The following is a 12,557-nucleotide window of genomic DNA, read 5'->3' on the forward strand; positions in this document are numbered from 1 at the left end:
CGGCGGGAAGCGATGAAGATGGCCTAGGACACTGTGTAATTCGAAGTTGGTCGTATGCCGCTCATGTTGATCATTCATCTCTCTGATGTGCGGGGCGCCAGCAGCGTGATCTTCGGTGCGTACGACATTCGCGAAGGCTGCGCAGCGGGTTACTACCCGCAAAGCAACCCGTTGAAGACGCTCTGGCACCGCGCCGAGCACGTCAAGGTGCCTGCGGCCAGGTCGGTTCCGGTTACGCTGGACCGCGCGCAGTCGTTGGCGGCTGATCCGCAAAGCGGCTTGCCAGCGGAATATCCGCTTGGTTGAGTTCGGCGGTGCGGCGACAGCGCTTCTGGCTGCGCGGCTTCAGTTCGCCATCACTATCAGCTTTCATATCGTCCTGGCGGCGTTCAGCATTGGCCTGGCCCAGTGGTTGATGGTGCTTGAAGCACTGTGGTTGTACCGTCGTGATCAGCAGCTGATGGCCATCTACCGTTTCTGGCTGAAGGTGTTTGCGTTGACGGTGGCTGTCGGTACCGCATCGGGGCTGGTGATGGAGTATCAGTTCGGGCTCAACTGGTCGGGGTTGTCCTCGGCGGCCGGGGAGGTGATCGGGCCCTTGATGTTCTATGAAGTACTGGTAGCGTTTTTCCTGGAGGCGGGATTCCTTGGGGTCATGCTGTTCGGCCTCAACAAGGTCGGTCCGAGGCTGCACTTCATGGCCACCTGCGCAGTGGCTGTCGGGGCATTGGTCAGCGCTTTCTGGATCCTCAGTGCCAACTCATGGATGCAGACCCCCGCAGGCTACTCGATCGATGCCCACGGCCGCTTCGTCGCCGAAGACTGGTGGGCGATCATCTTCAATCCGTCATTTCCTTACCGTCTGGCGCATATGCTGGTGGCTGCGTTGCTGGGTACCGCCACAATGGTTGCGGGAGCGGGCGGTTGGCAACTGCTGCGCGCGCCTTCAAACCAGCGCGCACGGCAGCAGTATTCGATGGCGCTGTGGGCCATTGCAGTGCTGGCGCCCTTGCAGGTGGCGATAGGCGACCTGCATGGACAGCACACGCTCGAGACGCAACCGATCAAGGTCGCGGCCATCGAGGGCTCTTGGCACCGCCCGGCGAAAGGTGCCGGTGAGCCGATGAGGCTGTTCGCCGTGCCTGACATGGCGTTGCAGCAAAACCGCCTTGAAGTGGCCATCCCGCGGGTGGGGTCGCTGTACCTGACTCACGACCTTGTTGGCACGATCGCCGCGCTCGATGAATTTGCACGCGAAGACCTGCCACCGGTGCCGGTAGTGTTCTTTGCCTTTCGCATCATGGTTGGCCTGGGGTTGCTGATGGTCATGCAGGGCATTGCTGGCTTGGTGGTGCGCTGGCGTGGGCGGCTAACGAGTGCGCGGTGGCTGCAATGCGTCAGTGTAGGGTTGGCGCCTGCGGGCTTTGTAGCCATGCTCAGTGGCTGGGTAGTGACCGAAGTCGGCCGTCAACCGTTTACCGTTTATGGCCTGTTGCGCACGGCCGACAGCGTGTCGCCGGTGGCCACCTCGACCGTTTTGGCTGCCACGGTGGCGATCCTGGCGTTCTACGTGATCACCTTCGGTATCGGGTTGTGGTTGTTGTTGCATGTGCTGCGCCGGGCGCCCGCGCTGGACGAGGCGGGCCCTGAGCCGCGAGTCGGGGAACAACCATGAGCCTCCTGGGTGTCGACCTGCTGACCCTGTTGAGCGCCGCAGCGCTGGCGTTCTCGGTGCTTGTCTATGTGTTGCTCGATGGTACCGATCTGGGTGTTGGCATGCTCATGGCTGCTCATCGTCGCGCCGAAGAGCGCGAGGTGCTGGTGCTCACGATTCTGCCGATCTGGGATGCCAATGAGACTTGGCTGGTATTGGGCGGTGGAGGGCTGCTGGCGCTATTCCCGACAGCCTACGCGGTGTTGTTGCCAGCGCTTTATGTGCCGTTGCTGTTGATGTTCATGGGCTTGATCCTGCGTGCAGCAGGCCTTGAGTTTCGTGAGCACTTGACCCGCAAACGCTGGTCGGATGCCGCAACGCTGGGTGGCTCGCTGCTTGCCACGCTGTGCCAGGGGCTGGTGTTGGGCACGTTGATCCAGGGTGTCCCACACTATCAGGGTCAATACAGTGGCGACGGCAAAGAATGGCTGGCGCCTTTTCCTTTGTTTTGCGCGTTGGCGCTGGTTGTCAGCTATCTGTGGCTGGGCGCTTGCTGGCTGTACTGGCGAACTGAAGGAACACTGCAAGTGCGCGCAAAGCACCAGGCTCGGCTGTTATGCGGGGTTGCCGTACTGGTGCTGGTCGCTGTGCTGCTCCTGACCATGGCGCTGGATGCACGCTACTGGCAGCGGCTGAGCCAGGGCTGGGTCGTGCTTACGGCCGGTGCGGCCTTGGCAGTGCTACTCGCGGGATTTTCCCTGGCCTGGGGCAGGACGCGGGATTGGTTGCCGTTGTCGTTTGCCCTGGGCGTCATCTGCTTCGCGTTCACGCTCATGCTGATCGCGCTCTTCCCCTTGGCAGTTCCGCCGGCGCTGACCCTTGTCGAGGCCAGCGCCTCAAGATCCACCCAGCTGTTCATGCTGATCGGCTTCGCAGCCGTGGTGCCGCTGACGCTGGCTTATAACACCTGGGGCTTCCGGGTGTTCGCCGGCAAGCTCCGAGCGCGTCGTCGTTAGCGCAAAGCGGGTGGGGACTTGGCCCCCGCCCGATCAGAGCACTTTGTCGAGCGTGATCGGAAAATCCCTTACACGCTTGCCCGTGGCATGGTAGACCGCGTTGGCCACCGCAGCGGCCACCCCGACGACGCCGATTTCACCCACCCCCTTGGAGCCCAGTTCATTGACAATGTCGTCGTGCTCCTCAACGAAGATCACTTCGATATCCCCGCAGTCTGCATTGACCGGGATGTGGTACTCCGCAAGATTGTGATTGACGATGCGGCCTAGCCGATGGTCGGTCAACGCTGCTTCGTGCAGGGCCATGCCCACCCCCCAAACTACGCCCCCCAGGATCTGGCTGCGTGCGGTTTTCGGGTTGATCACACGTCCTGCCGCCACAGCGCTGACCACCCGAGTTACATCGATCGTGCCAAGGTCCTCGTCGACGTGGACTTCCACGAATACCGCCGAATGGGTGGCGGTGGAGAACGGCTGGCGCCTGGCGCCGGGCTCTGCGTCGATCTGCACGTCGAACTTACCGTCGGGGGCGATCGCCACGATGTCCGCCAAGGCCCAGCGATGGCTGCCCGCGTGCAGGTAGCCATCGATGAAAGAAATCTGCTGCCGGGGTGTGTTGGCCACCTGGGGGTACATTTTGCGCGCATGTTCCAGCACCCGGGTGCGCAGGACATGGCAGGCTTGGCGCACGGCCGAGCCCACCGACGACACCGTGAACGATCCGCCCTGAAGCGGGGCGGTGGGCAGTGAGGAGTCACCCAGCATGAAGGTGACATCCTGCACCTTGACGCCAGCTGCGTCGGCGGCGATCTGAGTCATGACCGTATAAGTGCCGGTTCCGATATCGGTGGTGGCACTGCTGACGGTGAGTTTACCTTGGCTATCGATGCGCGCTTTGGCGCTGGCCTTCATCTGCATGGCTTCCCAGACGCCGCCAGCCATCCCCCAGCCGATCAACCGTTTGCCACTGCGCATGCTGCGCGGTTGCGGATTGCGGCCCTGCCAGCCAAAGCGTTCGGCACCTTGCTGATAGCACGCCAGTAACTCCTTGCTGGAGTAAGGCTTGCCCTCGTTGGCATTGTTGTCGGTGAAATTGCGGCGGCGCAGGTCTACCGGGTCGATCTGCGCTGCACAGGCGAGCTCATCCATCGCGCATTCCAGTGCAATCATCCCGGACGCGGCCCCAGGCGCCCGCATGTCCAGCGGGGTGTAGACATCGAGCGAGGCCAGGCGATAACTGAGCGCCACGTTGTCGCACTGGTAAAGCATGCCGCTCCATTCCACCAGCTGCTCGGTGAAGTCCTCGAAGCGGGAGGTCTGGCCAAGCGCATCGTGAGCGATCGCCAGCAAGCGCCCGTTTGTGTCTGCACCCAGGCGCAAACGTTGCTCGGTGCGGGGTCGGTAACCAAAGGTGAACATCTGCTGGCGGGTCAGGGTCACGCGCACCGAGCGCTTGAGGTGCAACGCCGCCAGCACTGCCAGCGGCAACTGGTACTGCGGGCGCAAGCCCGAGCCGAAGGCGCCGCCGACGAATGCCGCCCGCACACGAATGTTTGCCTTGGGCAGGCCGAACACCTTGTGCAGGTAGTCCTGGCAGTTCTGCGTGCCTTGGGTCTTGTCGTGGATTTCCAGGGTGCCGTCGGGCTTGTAGTGAACGGTCGACGCATGGGGCTCCATCGGGTTGTGGTGTTCGTTGGCCGTCAGATACGTGGCATCCACCTGTACCGGCGCCTCGGCAAACTGCCCGGCGAAGTCGCCACGCGGCGCCGGTGTTTCGGCGGGTGCGGCATGCGATTGTTGGCATGCGCCCAGGTCTGTCTGGTGAGCCTTCTCGGCATATTTGATTTTGATCAGCGAGCCTGCATAGCGGGCCAGTTCGAGGGTTTCGGCGATCACCAGCGCCAACGGTTGGCCGCTGTAGAGCACGCGATCATTGAACAAGGGCCGAAAAGGCGCCCCCTCGGCAGAGTCGGCATCGCTGTAGTCGTCGTCATAACTGGATATAGGCGGACGATGGCCATGGTCGAGCACGGCGATGACCCCGGGCACGCACATGGCCTGCGTACTGTCGATGTCGAGTACCCGACCGCGGGCAATGGTACTGGACACGACGCTGCCGTGTAGCAGGCCCGCCTGGGGATATTCGCCCGCATAGCGGGCCTGTCCGGTGACTTTCGTCACACCGTCCACGCGGTCCAGGGGCGTGCCGACTACTGGTGTGCTGTTGATCATGGTCGTAGCCTCCCGTTGGCGGCACCGCGCGCCGCGTCATCCAATGCCCGCACGATTGCTCGCTGAGCGAGCGTTACCTTGAAGCCGTTGTGGCTCAGGGGTTGTGCACCTTGCAGCATCGTTTGTGCAGCGCGGGTGAAGAGCGCTTCAGAAGGCACCTGGCCGGCCAGCATGCACTCCACAACCGAATCCCGCCACGGCTTGTGGGCTACGCCGCCCAGTGCCAGGCGCGCCTGCTGGATCACATCGCCATCGAAGTTCAAGGCTGCAGCGACTGACACCAGCGCGAACGCGTAGGAGGCGCGGTCGCGTATTTTCAGATAACGGTAATAGTGTTCGAACAGCGGGGGCGGCAGTTCGATGCCTGTTACCAGCTCATTGAATGCCAGTTGATTGTCGCGCTCGGGGGTGTCCCCGGGCAGTCGATGGAAATCCGCGAAAGGTATCTGCCGTTCGCCGGACGGCCCCTGTACGTGGACCACGGCTTCAAGCGCTGCCAATGCCACGCACATGTCCGAGGGATGGATCGCGACACAGGCGTCGCTGGCACCGAGAATGGCATGGATGCGGTTCATGCCTGCACGCGCAGGGCATCCGCTTCCCGGTTCGCGCTTGTTGCACGGGGTGCCGGTGTCGTAGAAATAGTAGCAGCGGGTACGTTGCAACAAGTTGCCACCGGTACTGGCCATGTTCCTCAACTGCGGCGATGCCCCAGCCAGGATCGCGTCTGACAGCAGTGGATAATGCTGCTCGATCATCGAGTGCCAGGCCAGGTCGGCATTGCTCACCCGTGCACCGATCAATACGCCGCCGCCGGGGGTGGAGTGAATACCGTCCAGCCCAAGGCCGGAGATGTCGATCAGGCGCTCTGGGCGCACCACGTTTTCCTTCATAAGGTCGATCAGGTTGGTGCCCCCGGCGATGAAGTGCGAGCAGGCGTCAGCTAGGTTCACCGCTTCGCTGACCGAGGCGGGCTTGTGGTAGCTGAAGGGCGTCATGGGTTCGGCCCTCGTTGCGGCTGGGCCCCGTCGGTCATCAACGGCAGGGCTTCTTCCACTGCTGCGACGATGTTGCCGTAGGCGCCACAGCGGCAAAGATTGCCGCTCATCTGCTCGCGAATGGCCTCGCGGGTGTCGGCACGTCCCTCGTGAACCAGCCCCACCGCAGAGCAGATCTGCCCCGGGGTGCAGTAGCCGCACTGGAACGCATCGTGGGTGATGAAGGCGCGCTGCATGGGGTGCAAAACGTCGCCGCTGGCCAGCCCTTCGATGGTCAGCAGGTCGGCCCCGTCGCACATGATAGCCAAGGTCAGGCAGGCATTGATGCGCTTGCCATCGCGCAGCAACGTGCACGCGCCGCACTGGCCATGGTCGCAACCTTTCTTGGTGCCGACCAGGTCCAGTTGCTCACGCAGCAGGTCAAGCAAGGTGACCCAGGGATGCACTTGCAGGGTTCGGGGCTGACCATTGAGGGTCAGGCAGATGGGGTGCTGTGCAGCCCCGTTGTAGGCGATCGCGCTCATGGTAGGTCCTCACGGTCAGGGTTTGCGCAGTCTGCTGCGTCTCTGTTTTTGCGACCGGGCCGGCTGATCAAACGTTCAGCCGGCTCGCCGAGGTGCCTGTCACTTCTTGCCAGGCAGCACCGAGCCGAGCACCTGCTTGGCTGTTTGCATAATGATGCCCGCCTGGTCGGGGTCGCCCTTGAGCAAGCTGCTGGCAAACTTCTTTGCCTGTTCCAACTTGATGTGGGGTGGCAAGGGCGGCACGTTCGGGTCGGTCTTGAACTCGATCAGTACTGGCCGATCGGCAGCCAGCGCACGCTCCCACGCAGCGGCAACGTCCTCTTCGCGATCTACGTAGATACCTTGCAGGCCAATGGAAATGGCAAACAGATGGTAGGGCACGTCAGGGATCGACTGCGAAGCTTCGAACTTGGGGTCGCCCTCCATGACCCGTTGCTCCCAGGTTACTTGGTTGAGGTCTTCATTGTTGAACACGGCACAGATCCATTGCGGGTTGTCCCACTGCTGCCAGTATTTGGCCACGGTGATCAGTTCGGCGAGGTTGTTCATCTGCATCGCCCCATCGCCCACCAAAGCAACTACAGCCCGTTGCGGGTGGGCGAATTTGGCTGCAATCGCATAGGGCACGGCGGCGCCCATGCAGGCCAGGCCGCCGGACAGCGAGCACTGCATCCCCTGGCGAATCTGCAGGTCGCGGGCAAACCAGTTGGCACAGGAGCCGGAGTCGCTGGTGATGATGGCGTGGTCGGGCAGGCGAGGGGAAAGCTCATGGACCACGCGTTGCGGGTTGATCGGGTCGGCCTTGACCAGGGCGCGCTTGGCCACGGTCTTGTCCCACTGTGCACGCCAGGTTTCTACCTTGTCGCGCCAGCGTCGGTCGGTCTTGTGGTCAAGTAACGGCAACAGTGCGTGCAATGTTTCGCTGGCGTCGCCGACGAGGTTGACCTCCATCGGGTAGCGCAGGCTTAGCATGTCGGGTTGCAGGTCGATCTGCACGCCTCGTGCCTGGCCTTCCTTGGGTAGAAACTCGGAATAGGGAAAGCCGGAGCCGATCATCAGCAGGGTGTCGCATTCGCTCATCAGCTGATAACTGGGCTCGGTGCCGAGCAGGCCGATCGATCCAGTGACCCATGGGAGGTCGTCCGGCAGCACCGCCTTACCCAGCAGCGCTTTGGCCACCCCGGCGCCAAGTGTTTCGGCAATTGCAATGACCTGCTCTGTCGCCTGCAGCGCGCCGGCACCCACCAGTATCGCCACCTTGCGACCGGCGTTCAGTAGTTCGGCCGCGCGCTGCAAGTCCTCCTCGAAGGGCAGCACCCTGGGCTTGCTGAAGCCCATGCCGGAATGCACCGTACCGTGGGCCCTGGGTGGTTCGTTGTAGGGTAGGTCCTGCAAGTCGTTGGGCAGGATGATGGCGGTGACGCGGCGTTCGCCGACGGCGGTGCGCACCGCACGGTCGAGCAGATGGCGTACCTGCTCCGGCGTCGATGCCTGCTGGACGAACGCACCGGCGACGTCCTTGAACATCGACAGCAGGTCCAGTTCCTGCTGGTAGTGCCCACCCAGTGCCGCACGGGCCTGCTGACCGACGATGGCCAGCACCGGCTGGTGGTCCATGCGTGCATCGTACAGGCCGGTAAGCAAGTGCGAGGCGCCCGGGCCGGAGGTGGCCATGCACACACCGAGCTCGCCTGTGAACTTGGCATGGGCGCTGGCCATGAAGGCGGCCATCTCCTCATGGCGGGCCTGGATGAACTCTATCTTGCCTTTGGCCCGGCTCAGCGCGCCGAATACACCATTGATGCCGTCGCCAGGGTAACCGAAGATGCGCCGTACGCCCCATTGATACAAACGCTCTACCAGAAAGTCGCCTACCGTGCCGGTCATTGCCTGCTCCCGTTCTGTTATCGATAGGCTTCTGGACTTGGCACGTGCCGGGAAAGTTTCAACGGTATGTGCACCCGTCTGCCGGCTGGAACCAGGCAACCGCCGACGGGTTCGAAGTTGCACCGATAACCCCTCAGGGTGCGCATCATGACGCTCATGAATACACAAGATGCCAGCGTGCAGACCTTGTATTTCTAAGACGACGGCGCGACGCCGAACAGCCGTTTTCCCGTACTGCTTTATCGGTTGAAACTTGACCCGTCGGAGGACAATGCCAGCGCATTCGAGGTGATGTTTGCGGCTCACCAATGGACCCCGCTCTGGCGCTCAGGGATTTTCGACTATCACCACTTTCATCCAAACGCTCACGAGGCACTCGGGATTGCCTGTGGACGGGCCCGTTTGACGCTTGGCGGTGAATACGGGCAAAGCGTGAGCGTGGAGCGGGGAGATGTGCTGGTGCTGCCAGCAGGTACGGGCCATCGCTGCATCGAGTGCAGCGATAACTTCCTGGTGGTCGGCGCCTATCCTCTTGGGCAGGAAGACTACGACATTCAGCGGCCCGACAGAGCAGCACACCCGCGCAATCTCGCGCGCATCGCCCAGGTGCTGTGCCCTGAACAAGACCCGGTCTGCGGTATTCGGGGCATGCTGCTGACGCAATGGCGTTGAGTGTGAGGCGAGTGAGCCTCACGCTGCGCCGACCTTCTCCGATTACCCCTGTTTTTGCAGGGCTTCGACCAACTGGGCCTTGTTCATGCTCGAGCGCCCCTTGATGTCTTTGCTGCGCGCCTCCTTCATAAGGCTTTGCTTGCTTTGTGATTCCAGCGACGCGCGCGAAGTGCGTGAGTGCCCTTGACGAGACTCGGCGGCGCGTTTGGCTGAATCCGTGCGTGCGGTCTTCTTCTCGCGTGACGCAGTCCTCCTCCCCGAGCCTCCCGGCTTTTCACCACCACCGGATTGCTTGTTCACGGTGGCCCAGGCGCGCGCTTCGGCTTCGTCCTTGCCCACGCCCTTGTCCTCGTACGATTGCTCGATGTGCTCGGCCTTGCGTTTCTGCTTGTCCGTATATTTGTCCTTGTCACCGCGTGGCATGGCATCCACTCCTGAGTGTGTTGCTTGATCAATGGCGAAACTGAAACGCTGGGCCATGAGCGGGAGATCCTCCGCCATTTGGCCATTCCACCTAGCTGCCCGATCCTGAACCTGATCCACTACCGGTTGAGCCACCACTACCACTCGCCGGTCCTGCACCGCTACCATCCCCCCCATTATCACCGGAGCCCGAGTCAGTATCGGTGCCGTCACCGCCCGTGTTGTCCGTTCCATTGTCATGGGTACCGCCATTACCCGTGCCCATTCCATCTGCTGGTATTCCAGAGCCTGTCGCATCGCCTTGGCCGTTCATGGACCCATTGCTGTGAGGTTGCGTGCCCGGGGCGCGCTGATCGTTCAGGTCTGTGGCAGCCAGGGCAAATGGCGCCGCGCAACCCAAGCACATTGCGAGCAGCAACGCGCACGGTTTCTCTGCTTTCATGGTGAAACTCCCTCTCTGGTTGTTCACCCTGTGTTCGGCCTGCTGTTTACCGAAGGGTGCCCGCAGAGCGACGGAAGGTTCTGATGCAGAAAGGCCGGCTGTCACGGTCAGGCCGATCGCGATCGAGGGCATTGGGAGGATCAAGAGCGCTTACCTGTCGAAGTGGATGAACCGACGCCCCTTTCTGAGGAAAGGCGTTCAACCGAAGGTCCGGCTTCGACAGGCTGCCACGCCACTCGTCTAGCTGCAGGCACTCTCAAGCATCGCCCGCTTTCCAAGTTTAGGTGCAGGTACCATCTGCCTCTGAACGGAGAAAGGACATGGTCATTGATGAAAATGCTCCCGGTAAGGTATCGCAGCAGGTGATCGGCGATAAACACGGTGATGAAACATCGCAGCGTCGCGGGACAGAAGAGGTTGAGGTCCCGTTGCCGCCTGAGGATGAGTCCCCTGTAGAAGAAGAGATGGATGATGTGGATGCAAACAACTCAGTATCCAGTGAACACCCAAACCCTAGCGGTGCGAGTAGTAGGCGGGATGTGCGCCGGGATAATCAACTAAAGGAAGGGGCTCCCATACCTGATGATCCGCGTATCAACCCCGGTCTGGGCAATGACAAGGAAAGCCAGCGTTCCCCTGGAGTTCCGGCGAGCGACCCTGAATCAGGGGCGTAGCATGCCTGGAAGTTCCGGGAAGCCAACCTCCCCGCTGATTGCGGGCGTGGGACCCTCGCTATGCTGATGCCAGCCATGCAAGGTATTTTTTTGTCGGTCAGGTCGAGGACGACATGCCAAATCAAAACATGGATCAAGCCGAGCAGTTGGTGGCTGAGGTGCTCGCTGCGGCCTGCCTGGCCATCGAAAAGGACGCAGGCTCAGTAAATGATCTAAGTGTCATACGACATTTACTGCGTTGTGCCTTTGAAGCACTTCGCTCTCGGCACATCTCAGTGCACAGTCAAGTGGGAGTGAGGGAGTTTCAGCTTCCGAGCGACAAGGTTGCTATCGCGGATCCGGGCACTGGCTGGAGAGTTGTGATGAGGAAGCGCGGACGGCAAGTCGTGCTGGATCGGGCTCGCCTTCAATCTCACTGTGCATTCATGACCATGGGCCGCTGGTGCAGATCAGCGCTGAGAAGCAATCTTCAAAGGGTCTTTAGAATCCTGGGACATCCTGAATTCCGTTGACGCATTTGGAATGCCTCCCACGTCACATCCCATCACAGTATCTATCCATAATCCGCTCGGCGGGGCTGTCTCTTCTGCTCCGCTGCGCTAAGGTTCAGAAACCCCATATATAAGACTAAAGTCGTAGGAGGGCGGCATGCGGATTCGCGGTGACATTTTCTGGAAATGGGCAGACCCGGCGCTACATCACAGGACGCACTATGAGAGCTTGGATGACGGCACTACGATGGATGTCCAAGTGCGCCTTTCGCGCACAGGTGACACGCAAATGTTCATAGGCGTGTATGCCGGCACCGGTATGCCACTGCACGAAGAAGCCTTCGACACGCGGCCAGGAGAGTCGATGACGCGTGCCTTGGCCTGGGGGGTTGGCCGTGCAAGGTGCCTCGCTGCTGAGCGTCACCAGCCGAAACAACGGATTGCTTAAAACATCGCTGGAAACCGTGGGTTGCAGTTTCCGTTCAGCGATCCACGGCTTGATGCGTCCAGGCGGCATAAGCCGCTTTGAGAGAGTGAGGCAGATGAGGTAAACCGGGTTTCGATTCGCCCGCCACCTTCAACCATTCGCTCAACCATGCGATGACCAGGGGGCGCGTTACAGGGCTAGGTCCCACCTGGCGCTCCAATTCAGCAGCAATCTGATCCAGAGAGACGAGCTCAGCGTCCAGTCGGGCTATCTGATCAGCCATGGTGTTGTCCTCCTAGTCCGGCTGCTTATGTGGCTAGCCGCAGTCTCTGGTTACTATCTTGAGCGAGCTTGCAAACTGTCAAGCCGTTGGCCGTGCCTCACGAGGCAGAACGGTGCCTTTCGGTGGCCAGGCTTGGCGTCAATGACAAGGCCCCACGCTCCCGAGAGTTAAACATCGACTGAAGATTCTTTTCGATATTTCGGCAGAGGTCATCGGTACGAATGCTGTGTTGGCTACGCCCGAATGGTGCTTGCAAGTCGGTGCCGATTCGCTCCATGGCCAGCAACATGCAACCTACCACCGTGGAGACGACCGGTGTGAACCAGCCCAAAGAGGGCACCAGGCTGAGCGGCATGATCACGCAAAAGAGGGTGCTGAATATCCTGGGGAAGTAGGTGTAAGGGTAGGGAAGCGGCGTATTGGCAATCCGCTCCATTCCGCCTTGCCAGTTCGAAATATCGACCAACGTGGACTCAAGGCGGGCTAGGCGGATGCTGTCGAGGCGGCCCTCCTGAAACTCCCTAGCGATGATTTCTGCAGAGCCGCTGAGGATGTCGTTTGGCAAATTGCTTGCTGTGGTGAGCAACTGCAGGTCGTGGTTGGACAGCAGCGGCGTTAAAGCAGAGATGTCCCGTTTTCCTTGCAGATGCATTCGCAAGGCCTGGAGGTAGGCCACGTGACGCTGAATGAGCCTAGCCTTGACTGGATTGGCAAGCTGCTCATCGTCGATCAGCGTCAGTACCTGGCGGCCATAGCTTCTCGAGCTGTTGACCATCGAACCCCATAATGTCCGTGCCTCCCACCATCGGTTGTAAGCGCTGGAGTTACGAAAAC

Annotated in this window: 12 protein-coding genes and 1 pseudogene; 6 read left to right on the forward strand and 7 right to left on the reverse strand. The window is 61.1% G+C overall.

Features of this window, described 5'->3' with window-relative positions; genetic code table 11:
- Positions 1 to 54 precede the first annotated feature (54 nt).
- Genes APH42_RS26780 through cydB form a run of 3 tightly spaced genes read left to right on the forward strand, consistent with a single transcriptional unit; the run spans position 55 to position 2,670 of the window.
- Positions 55 to 306 carry a hypothetical protein gene (locus APH42_RS26780; protein ID WP_060494599.1) on the forward strand — a complete coding sequence of 84 codons (252 nt, stop codon included), beginning with the start codon at positions 55 to 57 and terminating at the stop codon, positions 304 to 306.
- Positions 299 to 1,675 (forward strand): cytochrome ubiquinol oxidase subunit I, encoded by a 1,377-nt coding sequence (locus APH42_RS26785; RefSeq protein WP_060494600.1) that lies wholly within the window; start codon positions 299 to 301, stop codon positions 1,673 to 1,675. The genes APH42_RS26780 and APH42_RS26785 overlap by 8 nt, the downstream gene beginning before the upstream one ends.
- Positions 1,672 to 2,670 (forward strand): cytochrome d ubiquinol oxidase subunit II, encoded by a 999-nt coding sequence (gene cydB / locus APH42_RS26790; RefSeq protein WP_060494601.1) that lies wholly within the window; start codon positions 1,672 to 1,674, stop codon positions 2,668 to 2,670. Before APH42_RS26785 ends, cydB begins: the two co-directional genes overlap by 4 nt.
- A 33-nt stretch (positions 2,671 to 2,703) precedes the next feature.
- Here cydB and APH42_RS26795 read toward each other — a convergent pair whose 3' ends face one another.
- From APH42_RS26795 to APH42_RS26810, 4 genes are all read right to left on the reverse strand, one after another.
- Entirely contained in the window at positions 2,704 to 4,902 is a 2,199-nt protein-coding gene (locus APH42_RS26795) for a xanthine dehydrogenase family protein molybdopterin-binding subunit (protein ID WP_060494602.1), read from the reverse strand.
- Complete coding sequence (locus tag APH42_RS26800; protein WP_060494603.1) at positions 4,899 to 5,900, reverse strand: xanthine dehydrogenase family protein subunit M; 1,002 nt, start codon at positions 5,898 to 5,900, stop codon at positions 4,899 to 4,901. The genes APH42_RS26795 and APH42_RS26800 overlap by 4 nt, the downstream gene beginning before the upstream one ends.
- The gene (locus APH42_RS26805) at positions 5,897 to 6,424 is read right to left on the reverse strand and encodes a (2Fe-2S)-binding protein (RefSeq protein ID WP_060494604.1); all 528 of its coding nucleotides are present in this window, start codon (positions 6,422 to 6,424) and stop codon (positions 5,897 to 5,899) included. Before APH42_RS26805 ends, APH42_RS26800 begins: the two co-directional genes overlap by 4 nt.
- Before the next feature lie 99 nt (positions 6,425 to 6,523).
- A complete protein-coding gene (locus APH42_RS26810) occupies positions 6,524 to 8,311 on the reverse strand; it encodes a thiamine pyrophosphate-requiring protein (protein ID WP_060494605.1) in 1,788 nt (595 codons plus the stop codon).
- Between the two features lie 147 nt (positions 8,312 to 8,458).
- Between APH42_RS26810 and APH42_RS26815 the strand changes: the two are divergent.
- A pseudogene (locus APH42_RS26815) lies at positions 8,459 to 8,983 on the forward strand (cupin).
- A gap of 42 nt (positions 8,984 to 9,025) precedes the next feature.
- On the opposite strand, the gene APH42_RS26820 reads toward APH42_RS26815, so the two are convergent.
- Complete coding sequence (locus APH42_RS26820) at positions 9,026 to 9,406, reverse strand: hypothetical protein (RefSeq protein WP_060494608.1); 381 nt, start codon at positions 9,404 to 9,406, stop codon at positions 9,026 to 9,028.
- Positions 9,407 to 10,168: 762 nt separating this feature from the next.
- Between APH42_RS26820 and APH42_RS29625 the strand changes: the two genes are divergently transcribed.
- Positions 10,169 to 10,522, forward strand: a complete 354-nt coding sequence (locus APH42_RS29625; protein ID WP_081238043.1) for a hypothetical protein — start codon at positions 10,169 to 10,171, stop codon at positions 10,520 to 10,522.
- Between the two features lie 648 nt (positions 10,523 to 11,170).
- Positions 11,171 to 11,461, forward strand: coding sequence for a hypothetical protein (locus APH42_RS30615; RefSeq protein WP_060494606.1), 291 nt, complete (start codon positions 11,171 to 11,173; stop codon positions 11,459 to 11,461).
- Between the two features lie 34 nt (positions 11,462 to 11,495).
- On the opposite strand, the gene APH42_RS26830 is transcribed toward APH42_RS30615, so the two are convergent.
- Together APH42_RS26830 and APH42_RS26835 are read right to left on the reverse strand one after the other, a co-directional pair.
- Complete coding sequence (locus APH42_RS26830; RefSeq protein ID WP_060494607.1) at positions 11,496 to 11,723, reverse strand: hypothetical protein; 228 nt, start codon at positions 11,721 to 11,723, stop codon at positions 11,496 to 11,498.
- A gap of 97 nt (positions 11,724 to 11,820) precedes the next feature.
- On the reverse strand, positions 11,821 to 12,557 hold a 737-nt coding region (locus APH42_RS26835), incomplete at its 5' end, for a bestrophin family protein (RefSeq protein ID WP_060494609.1).

Origin of the sequence: Pseudomonas sp. NBRC 111140, assembly GCF_001320885.1 — a bacterium.
Classification (GTDB): domain Bacteria; phylum Pseudomonadota; class Gammaproteobacteria; order Pseudomonadales; family Pseudomonadaceae; genus Aquipseudomonas; species Aquipseudomonas putida_P.